Source organism: Streptomyces sp. NPDC051020 (genome assembly GCF_040683105.1).
Taxonomy (GTDB): domain Bacteria; phylum Actinomycetota; class Actinomycetes; order Streptomycetales; family Streptomycetaceae; genus Streptomyces.
The window spans coordinates 72022-88619 of the sequence record NZ_JBFBCG010000012.1 but is presented as its reverse complement, the minus strand read 5'-3'; the positions used below and the strand labels follow the sequence as shown (position 1 = coordinate 88619).

The window sequence follows — 16598 nt, the reverse complement described above, 5'->3', positions numbered from 1 at the left end:
GAGGTCTGCCGCGGATCGTCGCGGCCCGCCGGTAACGGCCGGGCCGCAACGATCCGATTCGGCCGGATCCCGGCGGGATCCGCGACCGACGGTGCGTTCAGTGGCCGTAGGTGTCCTCACAGATCCGGGTTTCGGGACTGCCCGCGGACCAGCCCCCGTAGGCCCGGCCGAGCGCGCAGACACTTGTCCCGGTGGTGGGTACAGCGGGCGGATTCGGCACCCGCGCGGCTGCGGGCGGGGCATGACGAGGCCGGGGCAAGCCGACGTGCTCCCGCCGCTGCGGGGCGCGAGGCGCGGTGTGTTGGGTGTCCGAGCGCGCCTTCGCCGGTCGGCCGGACGCCTTCGGCGACGGCTTCGGGTCGGGGATCGCCTCCAGGGTGTCCCGGACCGGCGGCCCCACGATCTGGGGCGCCAGGTCCTGGATGGGCCTGCTGGTCTCGGGCCGGGGCGCAATGCCCGGCCGGGGCTCCACGGACACACAGCCGGTGACGGCAGTGACTGCCACGCCGACCAGGAGCTTCACGGTGATACTGGTTCGCTGCACCTGGGCAACTCTGCTGTGCGGGCAGGGCGCTGCGCGAGCCGGCCGGTGATGATTGGCCCTCACGAGTGACCCCGGTCAGCGCAACGCCCCGGCCGGCGGCGTCTGCCCGCCGGGCGGCGTGGCGTGCCGGTCAGTCACCGGTCGTGCCGTCGATCCGCTCCCGGACCAGATCGGCGTGGCCGTTGTGCCGCGCGTACTCCTCGATCATGTGGGTGTAGATCCAGCGCAGGTTGAACTGCTCGCCCTTGCGGCTGCGGCCGGCCGACAGGTCGTCGAGCCCGTGCTCCGCGGCGATCTCCCGGGCCGCGTCGATCGCCGCCCGCCAGGTGGTCCCGGCCTCCTCCCAGGTGTCCGCCTCGGTGGGATGGAAGTCGCCGTCCTCGTCCTCGTCGGTCCAGTACAGCGACTTCGCTTCCTGGCCGGCCATGACGTTGCGGAACCAGTGACGCTCCACCTCCGCCATGTCCGTACGAGCCCAAGCAGGCTGAGCTGCGACGGCGGTACGGACGCCTCCCGCAGTTAGGCGTCGCTGAGCCCCGCACATTTCAGCGCGAGCGTGTCGCGGTGATAGTCGAGCCAGCCCTCGAGCATCGGGCGTTCGGCAGCGGTGATGGCGCTTTCGGAACGTTCGTCTGTGGTCATGCCGGTCATTGTTTCCCGGCGATCAAGGCCTGGCCAGATGTGAGAGGCCGCGCACAGAGGTGGGGCGGCGTCGCGTGCCGATGGGCGGCGCCTGGCGGCGTTGTCGTCGGTCGACGACTCCCCCATGGCCCGAAAGGCATGGGAGGGGCCCCCTTCGCGTCGCCTCCCTTCTCCGCCTTGCCAGGCTTGCCCCTCGCCCCGCTCCTTCCTCCACCCCACCTCTGTGCGCGGCCTCTTATTCGCCGGGGGGTGCCAGCATGCCGCGCAGCAGTTCGGCGAAGCCGGTACGCAGCTCTTCCTCGGTCGGTACGGACCGGTGGTACGACCCCGCGGCGCACGAGAACATCAGCCCTTCGCACCAGGCCACCAGGGAGAGGCCGTGCCGCTCGGGCTCGGCCGAACCGGCTGCCCCCATCAGCGCCACCAGGGGTTCGCGGAACTGTCCGCCCGTCGCGTCGAAGAACTTCCGGAGCTCCGGCCGCCGGGTGGCCTCCAGCGCGAGTTCGTAGCGGCAGATGAGCAGGTGAGGGTGGCGGGTCAGGTATCGGTGCAGAGCCAGGGCGAGGCTGCCGACGAGCGCGGTGACGTCGTGGGGCGGCCCGGTCCCGGCGTCCGGTTCGCCTTCCGGCCCGCCCCCGGCTGTGGGCATCGGAAGTTCGCTCGGAGCCAGGACCTGCGCCTCGCGCTCCGCCAGTCGCCGCACCGTCGCCTCCAGGAGCGCCTGCCGGGTGCGCGCGTAATTGGACGTCGAGCCCTGGGGGAGTCCGGCGCGTTCGTCGACCGCCCGGTGGGTGAGCCCTCGCATCCCGCGCTCGGCGAGAAGTGCCAGGGCGGCATCGGCGATCAGATCCGCCCGGGAGGCGCCGCCGGTGCGTGTGGTGCTGGTGGCCATGAGGTCACCCTATCGTCGCGACTACAGCTGTAGTGCGTTGGTCCTGTTACTGCAGGTGTAGTTCCGAGGAGGAGTCATGGACAAGCCCCATGCGGTCGTCATCGGCAGCGGAATCGGCGGCCTCACCGCCGCCGTGGCCCTCTGCCGGCGCGGCTGGCAGGTCACCGTCCTGGAGCGGGCCGCTTCGCTGGAGCCCGTCGGTGCAGGTATCGGCCTGGCGCCCAACGCGCAGCGCGCCCTGGACGTCATCGGCCTCGGCGACAGGATCAGATCCCTGGCTGCCTGGCAGGGCGACGGCGGTATGCGCAGTCCGAGCGGCCGGTGGTTGTCCCGGACGGACAGCGCGGCGGCGACCGAGCGGTTCGGCGAAGCGATGGTCCTGCTGCACCGTGCGACCCTGATCGATGCCCTCGTGGCCGAACTGCCCGCATCCGTGATCCGGACCGGAACGGCGGCGGAACTCGTGAACCCGGGCACCGCGGGCGGCGCCCGCGCCGTGGTCAGGACGCCCACCGCGGACCTCGAGGCCGACCTCGTCGTCGCAGCCGACGGCATCAACTCGGCCGTACGCACGCACCTCTTCCCCGATCACCCCGGGCCGTCGTACGCCGGCCTCACCGCCTGGCGCGTCGTCGTCCCCGCGCCCGAGCAGCCCTTCGCCCCGCACGAGACCTGGGGCCGCGGCGCCCTCTGGGGCACCCAGCCGCTCAAGGACGGCCGGATCTACGCGTACGCAGCCGCGGTCGCCCCCGCCGGAGCCCGGGCCGCCGACGACGAGAAGGCCGAGCTGCTGCGCCGCTTCTGCGCGTGGCACGATCCGATTCCGGGGATCATCGCCGCCGTCGAACCCGACCAGGTGCTCCGCAACGATGTGCACCATCTGATCGACCCGCTGCCCGCGTTCCACCGGGGCCGGACCGTCCTGGTCGGCGACAGTGCCCACGCCATGACACCCACCCTCGCACAGGGCGGCAATCAGGCCATCGAGGACGGAATCGTGCTCGCCCACCACGCGGCGCCCGACGCCGACCTCGGGACGGCGCTCGCCGCATACAGCGCGGACCGGCTCCCCAGGACGAGCGCCATCGTCCGCAGGGCCGCCAGGGTGGCCCGTCTGATGCGGGTGACCAGCGCCCCCGCCGTCGCGGTGCGCGACATGCTGATGTCCGCCGTGTCCCGACTCGGGCCGGCCCTGGTGCTGCGTACCTTCGACGGCATCGCGGACTGGCAGCCGCCGCAGCACACGTATGCTGCCCGGGCGAAGGGCATGCATATGACACAGCGTTAGACCGACCGGCACATGGGGGGTGGGGGAAGGAGCGGGGCTGGGTGCGTGCAGCTGCAAGGCGGAGGATTGAGCCATGGCGGAGCCATGGTGATTGACGACAACGCAGCAGATGTGCGTGCCCAGCCCCGCGACGCCGCCCCCCATGTGCCGGTCGGTCTTAGTCAGAGGGAGACCCCAGTGAAGGTCGGCTGCATCGGGCTCGGCGACATCGCGCAGAAGGCGTATCTGCCGGTCCTCACCACCCTGCCCGGGGTCGAACTGCATCTGCAGACCCGCACTCCCACCACCCTCGCCGCCGTCGCCGCGTCCCACCGGATCCCGCCGGAGCAGTGCCACTCCGAGCTCGACTCGCTGATCGCCCAGGACCTGGACGCCGCCTTCGTCCATGCCCCGACCTCCGTACACCCGGAGATCACCGACCGGCTGCTCCGGGCCGGAGTGCCCACGTACGTGGACAAGCCGCTCGCCTACGAACTCGCCGATTCCGAGCGGCTGGTCGACCTTGCGGAGGAGCGCGGTGTCAGCCTGGCCGTCGGCTTCAACCGGCGGTTCGCGCCCGGCTATGCCCAGTGCATCGAGCACCCGCGCGAGCTCATTCTCATGCAGAAGAACCGGGTGGGCCTGCCCGAGGAACCGCGCGCCATGGTGCTCGACGACTTCATCCATGTCGTCGACACCCTGCGCTTCCTGGTGCCGGGGCCGGTCGAGCACACCGTCGTACGGGCGCGGATCCGCGAAGGCCTGATGCACCATGTCGTGCTGCAGCTGTCCGGAGACGGATTCACCGCCATCGGCGCGATGAACCGGCTCAGCGGTTCGACGGAGGAGCGGCTCGAAGTCTCCGGACAGGACTCCAAGCGGGAGGTCGTCAACCTTGCCGAGGTGATCGACCACAAGGGGCAGCCGAGCCTGCGGCGACGTGGTGACTGGGTGCCGGTGGCCCGTCAGCGCGGCATCGAGCAGTGCGTGCTGTCCTTCCTGGACGCTGTGCGTGCCGGGAAGCTGCTGAGCGCCCGGGACGCGCTGGAGACACACGAACTGTGCGAGCGCATTCTGCTGGACCTGGACTGCGCGTAGCGGAAACCGCTGGTCAGGGCGGGTCCGGATGCGTCCCGCACGGGCCGGATGCAGGCTGGGGGGATGGACCGCCAGCCCGTGGAGGTGACCTGGTGAAGCCCCACGACGAGCCACGGGGCTGGGTTGCTCTCCAGCCACCGCCCGGCTACTACTCGGCGGAAGGGCGGCCACCCGACGCGATGCAGCGCGCCCTGATCCTGGACTGGGCGGTCAATCAGCGGATCGCGAGCGGCTGGCGGGTGGAGTCGCGCGCCGAGACGCAGGTCGTCATGGTCCGCGGGCAACCGCTGAACCATGTGCTGCACGCCCTGCTCATGGTGTTCAGCTGCTTTCTGTGGGGCGCCGTGTGGGTGGCGCTGGCCGTGACGAACAAGGTCGAGCGGGTTGCCCTCACCGTTGATGCACAGGGGCACATCGTCTCGGTCAACGCCCCGTCATAGCCGTGCCGCCGGAGCGGCCGCACCGACCGGCTCCGAGCTCCGCCGCCGGAGGGACCGTGCACCCTCATAGGCACAGAACCCGGCCAGCACCCCGAGCGCAACCTGCGCCGGCCAGTCGCCCAGCCGGACGTAGAGCGTGCTGCCAGTGGCCAGCGGTACGTCGAACACGGCGGCCGCGCTGGTGTCCGTACCGAGCGGGGTGCCGATGCGACGCCCCTGCGCGTCGTACACCGTACTGATCCCGGTGAGCGTGGCGTGCACCATCGGACGGCCGGTCTCCGCCGCCCGGAGGGCGCCGAGCGAGGCATGCTGGGCCGGCGCCCAGCTGTGCTGGAACGTGGACGTCGACGACTGGGCGATCAGCACCTGGGCCCCGTCCTGGGCAAGCCGCCTGCTCATGTCGGGGAACGCCGACTCGAAGCAGATCAGCGGACCTATACGCAGCCTCTCCGCTCCGCCCGGGGACCCTGAGGAATACACGGGGGACGGCGGCTCGGGAACGGACATCAGCACCTGCCGGGTCCCGCGCAGCCGGTCCTCGCCCGCCGCCTTGCCCAGCGACGTCACCCAGCCGAGCACCGAACGAGCCGGAATGTACTCGCCGAACGGCACCAGACGCATCTTGTCGTAGCGGTCCCCGGTCGGGCCGTCCGGCCCCACCAGCACCGCACTCTTGAAGATCCCCGACCGGCCCGAGGCGTGGGCCTGCCGGGCATCCATATTGACCAGCACATCCGCGCCGACCTCGCGTGACACCTTCGCGATCCGGTCTGCGAGCTCCGGGTGCTGTGACAGGTCCTCGCCGACGCTGCTCTCGCCCCAGACGACCAGGTCGAGCTGCCGGCCCGCCAGCGTGCGGGTCAGTTGCTCGCTGCGTGCGAAACGCAGCTCCACGCTGTTCGGCCCCTCGACCACGCCGGGTTGTACGACGGCGATCCGGGCCGCTCCCGCGGGCTCCGGCTGCGGCGCCCACCTCCATATCGCGCCTACTGCTAGCGCGCCCACCACGATGCCGGCCGCCGCGGCCGTCCGGGCGGCAGACGTCACGAGCAGCAGAGTGACCGCGATGTTCACCGCCACCACCAGGAGGCTCACCAGCCACACCCCTCCGACCGACGCCACCCGGAGTGCCACGGGCACCTGCCACTGGCTCGCGCCGAGCAGCCCCCAGGGACCGCCGAGCGCATCCCAGGAGCGGGCCAGTTCGATCATCAGCCAGCCGGACGGGACCACGATCAAGGCCGCCCCGACCCTCGCGACGGACGGCGATCCGCCCAGCAGCCGGGAGACCAGCAGCCCCCATGGCGCCCAGAGCAGACCGAGGAACGCCGCCAGTATCACGAGGAACACGTGCAGGCTCGGCAGCAGCCAGTTGTGCACCGCGATCAGGTAGCCCGTACCGCCGAGCCAGCCATCGAGTGCGGCCCGCCGACCCGTACCTGCCGACCGGATCAGCAGCAGCCACGGCACCAGCGCGACGTACGCGAACCACCACAGAGCCGGGGCGGGAAAGGCGAGCGCGGGCAGTGCACCCGCGAGCAGCGCAGCACCACCGCGCCACCAGGGCGACCGGAGCAGGCGCTCCCCCTGCTCACGCCGAACGGCCGGAATTCGCATGCCGCGCCTCCTCGTCCTGCCCGGTGAGCAGTCTCCCCCGCCTCCTTCCCCAGTGTGGGGGGAGGGGAACGGCCGTGGCCAGAGGGAGAGTGGGGCCCGAGGTGCGGATCAGCCGGGGGCGAGATTCCCGGTGAGGCTGCGCCACTTCTCATGGACGGCGACGGTACGGATCCGCCAGCCGGTCTCCGTGCGCAACAGCCCGAACGCGTACCGGCCGCCGGAGACGAAGTTCGGCGCCGTGGTGGTGTCCGCGGCCCCGGTGGCGCCGTCGTCCGGCGCGCCGCGCAACCGCATCGGGTTGAGATAGTCGGCCTGCACCTCGGCCCGGTCGCCGGGATAGCCCCCCAGGTCCTGGAGGTCCAGCCGGCGGTTGACGATCAGATGCTGTCGTACGGGGAAGAGGCGCATGGTTTCCGCCAGCCACTGCGCGACCTCGGCGGCGGTCCCCTCGATGCCGCCCGCACTGCGGTAGTCGGCGCGGCCGTCCGGGGTGAACAGCTCCCCGTAGTCCTGCCAGGCGCTGTCGTCCACCGCCACCGCATAGCCGGTGATCACTGCATCGATGGACAACTGGTCCATCACGGTTGCGAGAGCCACGCGCTGCGTCATGCGGTCAGTGTGTGCCCGTCGACCGCCGAGGCCAAGGGCCGTGCACGCGCGGCGGTGGTCCAGTCCTGATCCGGATGCCCGGTGCCCGGCTCGGTGCGTGCCTCAGCAGGGGACCACGGCCACCGGCCCGAGCGCGTGCGTGAGCGTTGTCTGCGCGACCGGGGACAGCCCGAACCCCAGCTCCTCGCCGCCCTTGCGCCGCCCGATCACCGTGAGCGCGGCGGTCGCCGACGCCGTGACCAGGGTGCGCGACGCGGAGCCATGGATCGGCTCCAGCACGAGCTCGACCTGCGGGTACTTCTCGCCCCGGCCTGCGGTGAGCTCCCCGAGAGTCCGCTCGGCGGCGCCCGCCGCCGCGTCCCGGTCGAAGACGGGTCCGCCGGAGAGCATCGACGAGAACATCGTCCAGCCGTGCACAATCCGCAGCCGCGCGCCGGGCCGGGCTGCTGCCGCCTCGAACGCGAAATCCAGTACCGCTTCGCTGCTCTCGTCGGCGGCCACTCCCGCAACGATGTCCGGAAATGTCTCCGCCGCGTCCACCGCGTCGTCGTCCCCCCGACCGCTGTGGATGACGACGACCGGGCACGTGGCCATCGAAGCCGTCGCAAGGCTGTTTGAGCCGATCAGCAGGGACCGGAATCCGCCCAGACCGCGGGAGCCCAGCACCAGCAGTGATGCGTTCTGGCCGAGCGAGGTCAGTGCGGACACGGGGAAGTCGAGCGGGCTGAGCGTGGCCGGGTGCAGGTCCGGCGCGATCAGCGACACCCGCCGTACGGACTCCGTGAGCAACTCCTCGGCCTGTCGCTGCTGAGCCTCCTGGACGGTACGCCGGGTGGGGATCCGGACATGCACGATCGTCAGCGGAAGTCCTCGCCGGACGGCTTCGCGCGCCGCCCAGTCGAGGGCCTCATAGCTGGGCGACGAGCCGTCGACGGCGGCGATCACGGGAAGCTCGGTGGTGGTCATGGAGTCCTCCAGAGTCCGGCGGTGCATGTCCCAGGCTGGTATGCGAACGCAGCTTCCGGCAGGGACTTTCGGCCCCTTTTTCTACCCTGTGTGTCCGAGGGCCGGCCCGGCGGGGGCAGGACCGGCTGCTTTCCGGTGCCGAGCGGAGGGCGGTCCCGGATTACTGCCGGGACCTGTTCCGTACGCTATGGCCGGTTGCCGTCCGGCGCTCCGGCGCGAGATTGCGCGGCGGCTCAGGGCGCCGGGGACTTCTATGCCCTCCTGGCACAGGATTTCGGGCCGGGGGCGGTCACACGTGCCACGTGATGGGCAGCGACAGGTCGGCGCCCCGGCAGCAGGTCGCCCAGCCCGAGGTCGCTCGTCGTTGTGCTCAAGGCGCGCCACCCACGGGTGGGTTGACGACGGGTACTCCGAGGGGCGTACGTCAGCCGCCTTCGGATGTACGACGACGCCGGGCGCTTTCCGAGGGATGCTCCGGGCATGAAGAACCACCTTGCACGGGCCACCACGACAGAGCCGGTTCGCGGTAGCGCACCGGGCTCCTTTCCGACCGCGCCCGGGTGGCGGAATGTGCGCCCGGTGGAGCGCCTCTGCTATGGGACCGGCGCGCTCCTCGTCGTCTCCGGGCTGCTGCATCTGATCGTCTTCGCCGTCGACGGCGGCTCCTGGGACGGCCCGGTGTCCTGGCGCAAGCCCGTCACCTTCGGGGTCTCGTTCGGACTGACGCTCATCGTGCTCTGCTGGGTGGCGTCCTACCTGCGCATACGCCCCCGCACGCGTACCGTGCTGCTTGCGCTGTTCGCTGTCGACTGCGTGCTGGAGGTCGGCGGCATCACGCTCCAGGCGTGGCGCGGCGTACCGTCCCACTTCAACATGGAGACCCCCTTCGACACGGCGGTCTCCATGACGCTGGCCGTCGGCGGGGGGGTGCTGGTCGTCATCCTCACCGCCCTCGCGGTCGCCTCGTTCCTCCGGCGCCCGGACGGACCGACAGGCATGGCGCTCGCCCTGCGGACCGGTTTCGCGATCCTGGTCGTCGGGCTGCTGTCCGGAGCGGCGATGATCGCCCGTGGCGTCTATCTGACACGCACCGGCCATCAACTGGCCGGCTACGACTCCACGGCCTCGGTGAAGCCACTGCACGGAGTGAGCCTGCACGCGATTCTGGTGCTGCCCCTGCTGGCCGGAGTGCTGGCCAGAACCTCGTGGAGCGCCCGCACCCGTCGTACCGTCGTCCGCGCTGCCGTGGGGTGTTATGCGGCCGCCGTGGGCGGGGCGCTGGTGTGGGCGGTTGTCTCTTACTGACGAACGCGGCGCAGGCAGCCGGGCAGTGAGGAGGCGGACTCCGAGCACCTGATGCAAGCTGCGGACAAGGCAACGGACGGGGGCGAACCGAGAAAGGCGATCATGAGCACGAGGGATGCGAACGCCCGAAATGCCGGGGCCGCGGCTTCGGCCGGCGAAAAGGCAGCCACCGGTGCGGCCGAACCGGCCGACGCGGCGCTGTCCGGTTGCGCGGCGCTGGTGACCGGCGCCTCCAGCGGCATCGGGGCGGCCACCGCCCTGGCACTGGCCCGGCAGGGCGCGGCCCTCGCGTTGGTCGCCCGTCGAGCCGACCGGCTGGAGGAACTGGCCACCGTGATCCGGGACCAGGGCGGCACGTGCGTCGCTCTCACCGCCGACCTCAGCGAGGCGACACAGGCCCGTCGCGCAGTCGAGGACGCCGTGGACCGGTTCGCACGGCTGGACGTGCTGGTGAACAACGCCGGATACGTGGCGACCGGCGCCGTGGAGGAAGGCGACCCTGAGGAATGGGACCGGATGGTCGACCTCAATCTCAAGGCCGTCCTGCACATGTCGCAGGCGGCGCTGCCACACCTGCTGCGCGCGGCCACTGACGGCCCGCGCCGGGTCGCCGACCTGGTGAACGTCAGCTCGGTCGCGGGCCGGGTGGCCCGTAAGAACAACAGCGTCTATTCGGCGACGAAACACGCGGTCGGAGCGTTCAGCGAGGCCCTGCGCCAGGAAGCCACGGGGCGCGGTGTCCGGGTGGGCCTCGTCGAGCCGGGGATGACCACGACGGAGATGTCGACTGGCGCCGGGTTCGCGGCCGCGCGTGGTCTGCCGCAGAGCACCTGGCTGGACGCCGAGGACATCGCCCGGGCCATCGCCTTCATGGTCACGCAGCCGCCGCACGCGGCGGTCAACGAGATCATGATGCGCCCGACGGCCCAGGAACGCTGACCCTGGGATCCGTCGACCTCGCTGATGTCCGGGGGACGGCCCATTGCGGGGCCGCCGCCCATCCCGCCAGGTCCTGCCGTCTGACTGCCACCATCGTCCGGCGGCTGGTGTGCGTGCCAGACGCCGTGCGGCAGTCGGACGACAGGACCTGGCCCGTCGACCCGTCGGCGTCCGGGCTCAGCACGCCGGCCGCTACCAAGGCGACCCCCGATGCCGTCGATCCATCCGGTTCGACAGGCGCCCCGGGGCCGGACGGTCTGTTGTCTGCAGTGGGACCCGTTGGCGCGAGTGGATTCCAGGGATCGTCGCAACACAGGGAGTGCTGCGACGATCTCAGGGTTCGCCGTTGAGTGCCCGCACGAGTTCATCGACTGCAGGTGCGCCGGCGAGCCCCTGGGGCGTGGTGTAGACGCGGCAGGTCAGCCCGTAGGTTTCAGTTGCGGCCGGGAAGGGATCGCGGCCGTTGACGCGGATGGTTGGCGATCCGGGAAAACGTAGGGCCTGGGCCTGTTCGTCGGTTTCCACGGCGAGCAGGCTGACATGGTGCCCGGGGTTCCCGGTGATCGCCAGAGCCTGGGCGAGGTGCTCCTGGGCGAGGTGCCAGTTCGGGCAGCCGCCGAAGTACAGCAGTTCGATGTCCATCTCTTCATGATGCTCCAGGCTCCAGGGGTGTTCAGCATGCACCGCTGAGGACCTGAGCGAGACGCTGGGCCGGGGCTTCCCGGCCCAGCGTCTCGCGTGTGCCGGTACGGCGGTTGATGCCGACGACCTGGCACGTTTCCCGACGTGCGGATCTCGAAGGCCATCGGGTCCCCGACGCGCGGATCTCGAAGGCCATCGGGTCCCCGGAGGTCGGGCGTCGCGATGACGGCGGGAACTCGAGCCGGCGGGGGCATCTGGTTGTGCAGGAGTGCGCATGCCGTCGCAGCCCCGTTGTCATACCGGCCCCGTACTGTGAAGGCATCACATTCGCGCCTATGGCTGGGCGCAGCTACCGAGCCGCCCCGCCCCCGGAACAGCGCCTGGGAGCGGGGCGGACGCACGTCAGTCCTCGGGCGCGGGCTCCTTCCGGCGGATTCGCAGCGAAAGACCGCTCCCGGAAGCCCGGTTAGTGCCGTGACCGGCAATGTTTGCCCGACGGGGCAAAGCTTGCCGGGAGGGGCACCTAGGACGTGTTTCGAAAGTCCCGCCTGCCGGGCGACGCCTGGCCCGCCCTACGGGCGGACGACGCCACTTTCGAAAGACGCCCTAGCCCGTCGGCTCACCCGCGTGCGGGCTCAGCGCACCGGTCGCCACCAGGGCGAACAGCACCAGGCCCAGCAGTACGCGGTAGATGACGAACGGCATGAAGCTCTTGGTCGTGATGAACTTCATGAACCAGGCGATGACCGCGTATCCGACGCCGAAGGCGATGAACGTCGCGAAGATCGTCGGCCCCCACGACACATGCCCCTCGCCCGCGTCCTTCAGCTCGAAGACACCCGAGGCGAGCACCGCCGGGATCGCGAGCAGGAACGAGTAGCGGGCCGCGGCCTCGCGGGTGTAGCCCATCAGCAGGCCGCCGCTGATCGTGGCGCCCGAGCGGGAGACGCCGGGGATGAGGGCCATCGCCTGGCAGAAGCCGAAGATCAGGCCGTCCTTGACGCCGAGTTCCTTGAGGGACTTGCGCTCCCTGATCGCCCGGTGCTTGCCACCTATCTCGTCGCGGGCGGCGAGGCGGTCGGCGATACCGAGGACGATGCCCATCACGATCAGGGTGGTGGCGATGAGTCGCAGGTCGCGGAACGGGCCCTCGACCTGGTCCTTGAGGGTCACGCCGAGGACGCCGATCGGGATGGAGCCGACGATGACGAGCCAGCCCATCTGCGCGTCGTGGTCGCCGCGCATCGACCGGTTGGTCAGCGAGCGGAACCAGGCCGAGACGATCCGGACGATGTCCTTCCGGAAGTAGATGAGGACTGCGGCCTCCGTGCCGATCTGGGTGATGGCGGTGAATGCCGCCCCCGGGTCTTGCCAGCCGGCGAACGCTGCGGTGAGCCGCAGATGCGCGCTGGAGGAGATCGGCAGGAACTCGGTCAGTCCCTGAACGAGGCCCAGGACGAACGATTCGAACCAGCTCATGGGGCTTTGGCCATCCCGGAAGTGATCGTGCATCGGTCGACGGCCTCCAGGGCCGTCGACAGCGTGCGGATTGCGGTCATATGAGGGACGGGCCACGTCGGGCCCGTCCGTGATCGTCTGTGGTGCGCGGGCAGCGTATCGCCCTTGGGTGAACAGGGGTACGACTGCCCCCGCACCCACCGCGAACCCCCGGTGATGTCAGGGGGGAACTGGACCGCAGACCGGCTCACGGGCTCAGTCCGCGGCGAGGCGGTGCCGCTTGCGCCAGGCGACGACAGCCGCGCCGACGCCCGTCAGCACGATGAAGCCCATCGCCGCCAGGAACGCGGGCGATGTCGGGGACGAGGCCTCGCTGCCCGCGACGACGTAGGCGGCGGTGTTCGGGATCGAGCCGAGCCCGGTGGCCACCAGGAACGGCGAATACCCCATCCGTGAGACCGCGGCGCAGTAGTTGGCGGCGGCGAACGGAACCCCCGGGAAGAGCCGCAGCGCCAGCATCGAACGGAAGCCGTGCCGGCTCAGCTGCCCGTCCGCAGCCGTCAGCCAGCGCCCGCGCACCAGCGTACGGAGAGCGTCCTGCCCCAGCACCCTGCCCAGCCCGAACGAGATGCCCGCGCCGAGCACCGTGCCCGCCAGGGCGGCTGCCAGACCGGCCTGCGACCCGAACAGCGCACCCGCGGCGAGGTTGAGCAGCGGTCGAGGCACGAATGCCACAGTGGACAGGCCGTACGCGAGGCCGAACAGCAGGACTGCTGCGCCGCCACCGCTCAGCTGCGACGGCCAGCCATGGGCCAGGAGGCGCTGTGGATCGAGGAGCAGCGTGGTCGCCGCAGCGGCCAGCAGCATGGCCATGAGCAGCGAGAACCGGGACCAGGGCGAGAGCAGCGCCCTCGTGCAGCGCGCGGCGAGGCCGGTGGCGGGCCGGGCGGCGGGGACGGGGTCGAGCATTCGGGGAGAGTAACCGACATCTGCTGGTGATCGCCGTAATGTGCACCGTATGAGCCCCGCAGCCGAAGCCGCTCCCGGCGTGCCGCCGAGCGAGCTCGCCGATACCGTGCTGGCGCGTCTGACGCTCCTCTATCCCACGGCCGCCGATCGTGGGCGGGCCGCCTCCGCCGCCGCGTACATGAAGCACGTCGCCCCGTTCCTCGGCATCCCCACCCCGCAGCGCCGGGCCCTGTCACGCACGGTCCTGGACGGCACCGGGCGTCCCGACGAGGTGGACTGCGCGGCCGTCGCCCTGCGCTGCTGGCAGCTGCCCGAGCGGGAGTACCAGTACTTCGCCGCCGACTATCTGCGCCGCCACGTGCCCCGTTGCTCCTCCCGGTTCCTGCCCGTCGTACGGCACCTCGTCTCCACCGTCCCCTGGTGGGACACCGTCGATGTGCTCTCCGCGCATGTCGCAGGACCGCTCGTCGCCGCCGACCCGGAGCTGAAGACGGTGATGGACGAGTGGATCGAGGACGACAACCTGTGGATCGCCCGCACCGCCCTGTTGCACCAGCTGCGCTACCGGGACGCCACCGACACCGAACGGCTCTTCGGCTACTGCCTGCGCCGGGCGGATCATCCCGACTTCTTCATCCGCAAGGCGATCGGCTGGTGTCTGCGCGAGTACGCCAAGACGGATCCGTGGGCTGTACGGGATTTCGTCGACGGCGCCCGGGACCGGCTCTCGCCGCTGTCCGTACGCGAGGCCGTGAAGCACCTCTGAGGCGTGGTGGGCGCCGAACTTCCTTTCAGGGCCCGGCGGAAAACCATTCGACGGGGCCGCGGCCGTCGGCCATGATCGGACCCATGTTCCGGTACGCCTTCCTCGCAGCGCGGTCCGCAGTCGCGGACGCGCCGAAGGCTGCCGTCATCCCTTCCTTCCTCGCTGCCACGGCAATCACCGCGGCAGCAGCCGCAGTCGACGCAGCAGCGTTCACCGCTGCCGCAGCGCCCATCGGCGGCGCCCGAAGCTGACCCTCCTCCGACAGTCCGGCGGACCCCGTAAGGGGAGGGTCGGCGGGGCCCTGGGGTCTTCTCTCTCAGCTTCGAGTTTCCAAGGAATGAGCCATGCCCAAGACGGCATACGTGCGCACCAAGCCGCACCTCAACATCGGCACCATGGGCCACGTCGACCACGGCAAGACCACCCTGACAGCCGCCATCACCAAGGTCCTCAGTGACCGCGGCACCGGCACGTTCGTCCCGTTCGACCGCATCGACCGGGCGCCGGAGGAGGCACAGCGCGGCATCACCATCAACATCGCGCACGTCGAGTACGAGACCGACACCCGGCACTACGCGCACGTCGACATGCCCGGTCACGCCGACTATGTCAAGAACATGGTCACCGGCGCCGCGCAGCTCGACGGGGCGATTCTCGTCGTGTCCGCGCTCGACGGGATCATGCCGCAGACCGCCGAGCACGTCCTGCTCGCCCGCCAGGTCGGCGTCGACCACATCGTCGTCGCCCTCAACAAGGCCGACGCGGGTGACCCGGAGCTGACCGACCTGGTCGAGCTGGAGGTCCGGGAGCTGCTCTCCGCGCACGGCTACGGCGGCGACACCGTCCCCGTCGTCCGCGTCTCGGGACTGAAGGCGCTGGCCGGCGACCCGCGCTGGACCGCGTCCGTCGAGGCATTGCTGGACGCCGTCGACACCTACGTACCGATGCCGGTGCGCTACACCGACGCGCCGTTCCTGCTGCCGGTGGAGAACGTCCTGACCATCACCGGCCGGGGCACGGTCGTCACCGGAGCCGTCGAGCGCGGCACCGTACGCGTCGGCGACCGGGTCTCCGTGCTCGGCGCGGACATCGAGACGGTCGTGACCGGCCTGGAGACCTTCGGCAAGCCGATGGAGTCCGCGCAGGCCGGTGACAACGTGGCGCTGCTCGTACGCGGGGTGGAGCGCGACCGGGTCCGCCGCGGCCACGTGGTGGCGGCGCCCGGCAGCGTGACGCCGAGCCGTCGTTTCACCGCGCAGGTGTACGTCCTGTCGGCGCGGGAAGGCGGCCGGACCACACCGGTCACCACCGGCTACCGGCCGCAGTTCTACATCCGTACGGCGGACGTCGTCGGGGACGTCGACCTCGGCGAAGCGGCGGTGGCGCGCCCCGGCGACACGGTCACCATGACCGTCGAACTGGGCCGCGACACCCCGCTGGAGTCCGGGCTCGGCTTCGCGATCCGCGAGGGCGGCCGCACGGTCGGCGCGGGCACCGTCACCGGCCTGCTCTGATCCGGGCGCCGGGTCCGCATCCCAACCCCACGGGACGCGGGCCCGGCGCCATGCGCGAGACTGACGGTATGGCAGACATTGCACTGGTACTCGGAGCAGGCGGCGGCACCGGCGGCGCCTGGGAGACCGGAATCCTGCACGGGCTCGCCGAGGCGGGCATGGACCTGTCCACCGCGGATCTCATCATCGGAAGCTCTGCCGGGGCCCTCGTCGGCGCCCAGCTCGCCTCCGGCCTGCTCGGCCTCCCGGAACTGTACGCACGTCAGCTGGCCGATCCGCAGGGCGAGACCGGCGGGAAGCTCGGCACTGCCGCCCTCATGCGCTACGCCCGGGCGGTGCTGACCTCGCGTACCCCGGAGGCGTACGGGCAGAAGCTGGCCCGGATGGCGCGGGAGACCCGGACCGCCATCACCGCAGCCGAACGGCAGGAGCTGATCGCGAGCCGGCTCCTGTCGCCCGACTGGCCCGAGCGGCAGCTGCGGATCACCGCCGTCCGCGCGGACACGGGTGAACTCCACATTTTCGACAAGGACAGCGGTGTCCCGCTGGCCGACGCCGTTACCGCCAGCTGCGCCGTCCCCGCCGTCTGGCCGGTCGCCACCATCGACGGGCAGGACTGGATCGACGGCGGGGTGCACTCCCCGGCCAACGTTCATCTGGCCGCAGGATATGAGCGCGTCGTCGTCATCGCACCGACGGCCAGTGGCAACAAGGTGATCATCTCTCCCCGGTCCCAGGCCACCGACCTCGAAGCGAAGGGTGCCCGGGTCGCGGTCATCACGCCGGACGCGGCCGCCAAGAAGGCGTTCGGCCGCAATCCGCTCGACCCGAGCCGCCGGGCGGACGCCGCCCGCGCCGGACTCGCGCAGTCCGCGGCGCACACCGAAGCGGTCGCCGCGGTCGTCGGCAGCTGAACCGGCACCCCACAAT

17 protein-coding genes and 1 pseudogene are annotated in these 16598 nt (G+C 71.0%); 9 read left to right on the top strand and 9 right to left on the bottom strand.

The window, feature by feature from the left end; translation table 11 throughout:
- Nucleotides 1-97 precede the first annotated feature (97 nt).
- The 3 genes and pseudogenes from AB0N06_RS09475 to AB0N06_RS09465 form a co-directional block, all read right to left on the bottom strand.
- Nucleotides 98-544: a hypothetical protein gene (locus tag AB0N06_RS09475; protein WP_366134107.1), complete on the bottom strand. Its 447-nt coding sequence runs from the start codon at nt 542-544 to the stop codon at nt 98-100.
- A gap of 130 nt (nt 545-674) precedes the next feature.
- Nucleotides 675-1186: pseudogene (locus AB0N06_RS09470) on the bottom strand (DinB family protein).
- 235 nt (nt 1187-1421) lie between these two features.
- Nucleotides 1422-2078, bottom strand: coding sequence for a TetR family transcriptional regulator (locus tag AB0N06_RS09465; RefSeq protein ID WP_366134106.1), 657 nt, complete (start codon nt 2076-2078; stop codon nt 1422-1424).
- A 76-nt stretch (nt 2079-2154) separates the two neighbouring features.
- On the opposite strand from AB0N06_RS09465, the gene AB0N06_RS09460 reads away from it, so the two are divergent.
- The 3 genes from AB0N06_RS09460 (at nt 2155) to AB0N06_RS09450 (ending at nt 4883) form a co-directional block, all read left to right on the top strand.
- Nucleotides 2155-3366, top strand: coding sequence for an FAD-dependent monooxygenase (locus AB0N06_RS09460; protein ID WP_366134105.1), 1212 nt, complete (start codon nt 2155-2157; stop codon nt 3364-3366).
- Between the two features lie 177 nt (nt 3367-3543).
- A complete protein-coding gene (locus AB0N06_RS09455; protein ID WP_366134151.1) occupies nt 3544-4443 on the top strand; it encodes a Gfo/Idh/MocA family oxidoreductase in 900 nt (299 codons plus the stop codon).
- A gap of 92 nt (nt 4444-4535) precedes the next feature.
- A complete protein-coding gene (locus tag AB0N06_RS09450) occupies nt 4536-4883 on the top strand; it encodes a hypothetical protein (protein WP_366134104.1) in 348 nt (115 codons plus the stop codon).
- On the opposite strand, the gene lnt is transcribed toward AB0N06_RS09450, so the two are convergent.
- The 3 genes from lnt to AB0N06_RS09435 all read right to left on the bottom strand — a co-directional run bounded on the left by lnt (nt 4878) and on the right by AB0N06_RS09435 (nt 8075).
- The gene (lnt, locus tag AB0N06_RS09445) at nt 4878-6500 is read right to left on the bottom strand and encodes an apolipoprotein N-acyltransferase (protein WP_366134103.1); all 1623 of its coding nucleotides are present in this window, start codon (nt 6498-6500) and stop codon (nt 4878-4880) included. The genes AB0N06_RS09450 and lnt overlap by 6 nt on opposite strands.
- A 108-nt stretch (nt 6501-6608) precedes the next feature.
- Entirely contained in the window at nt 6609-7109 is a 501-nt protein-coding gene (locus AB0N06_RS09440; protein WP_366134102.1) for a nuclear transport factor 2 family protein, read from the bottom strand.
- Between the two features lie 102 nt (nt 7110-7211).
- Nucleotides 7212-8075, bottom strand: a complete 864-nt coding sequence (locus AB0N06_RS09435) for a universal stress protein (RefSeq protein WP_366134101.1) — start codon at nt 8073-8075, stop codon at nt 7212-7214.
- Nucleotides 8076-8555: 480 nt separating this feature from the next.
- Between AB0N06_RS09435 and AB0N06_RS09430 the strand changes: the two genes are divergently transcribed.
- Nucleotides 8556-9380 carry a hypothetical protein gene (locus tag AB0N06_RS09430; RefSeq protein ID WP_366134100.1) on the top strand — a complete coding sequence of 275 codons (825 nt, stop codon included), beginning with the start codon at nt 8556-8558 and terminating at the stop codon, nt 9378-9380.
- 102 nt (nt 9381-9482) lie between these two features.
- The gene (locus tag AB0N06_RS09425) at nt 9483-10319 is read left to right on the top strand and encodes an SDR family NAD(P)-dependent oxidoreductase (protein ID WP_366134099.1); all 837 of its coding nucleotides are present in this window, start codon (nt 9483-9485) and stop codon (nt 10317-10319) included.
- Nucleotides 10320-10652: 333 nt separating this feature from the next.
- On the opposite strand, the gene AB0N06_RS09420 is transcribed toward AB0N06_RS09425, so the two are convergent.
- The 3 genes from AB0N06_RS09420 to AB0N06_RS09410 all read right to left on the bottom strand — a co-directional run bounded on the left by AB0N06_RS09420 (nt 10653) and on the right by AB0N06_RS09410 (nt 13388).
- Nucleotides 10653-10961: a thioredoxin family protein gene (locus tag AB0N06_RS09420; RefSeq protein ID WP_366134098.1), complete on the bottom strand. Its 309-nt coding sequence runs from the start codon at nt 10959-10961 to the stop codon at nt 10653-10655.
- A 606-nt stretch (nt 10962-11567) separates the two neighbouring features.
- Nucleotides 11568-12440 (bottom strand): undecaprenyl-diphosphate phosphatase, encoded by an 873-nt coding sequence (locus tag AB0N06_RS09415; RefSeq protein ID WP_366134097.1) that lies wholly within the window; start codon nt 12438-12440, stop codon nt 11568-11570.
- Between the two features lie 234 nt (nt 12441-12674).
- The gene (locus AB0N06_RS09410) at nt 12675-13388 is read right to left on the bottom strand and encodes a TVP38/TMEM64 family protein (protein WP_366134096.1); all 714 of its coding nucleotides are present in this window, start codon (nt 13386-13388) and stop codon (nt 12675-12677) included.
- A 49-nt stretch (nt 13389-13437) separates the two neighbouring features.
- Here AB0N06_RS09410 and AB0N06_RS09405 point away from each other — a divergent pair, with 49 nt between their 5' ends.
- From AB0N06_RS09405 to AB0N06_RS09390, 4 genes are all read left to right on the top strand, one after another.
- Nucleotides 13438-14154 (top strand): DNA alkylation repair protein, encoded by a 717-nt coding sequence (locus AB0N06_RS09405; protein ID WP_366134095.1) that lies wholly within the window; start codon nt 13438-13440, stop codon nt 14152-14154.
- 83 nt (nt 14155-14237) lie between these two features.
- A complete protein-coding gene (locus tag AB0N06_RS09400) occupies nt 14238-14405 on the top strand; it encodes a hypothetical protein (protein ID WP_366134094.1) in 168 nt (55 codons plus the stop codon).
- A 93-nt stretch (nt 14406-14498) separates the two neighbouring features.
- On the top strand, nt 14499-15668 hold the full coding sequence (tuf, locus tag AB0N06_RS09395) for an elongation factor Tu (RefSeq protein ID WP_366134093.1): 1170 nt from the start codon (nt 14499-14501) through the stop codon (nt 15666-15668).
- A gap of 68 nt (nt 15669-15736) precedes the next feature.
- The gene (locus AB0N06_RS09390; RefSeq protein WP_366134092.1) at nt 15737-16582 is read left to right on the top strand and encodes a patatin-like phospholipase family protein; all 846 of its coding nucleotides are present in this window, start codon (nt 15737-15739) and stop codon (nt 16580-16582) included.
- Nucleotides 16583-16598: the final 16 nt, after the last annotated feature.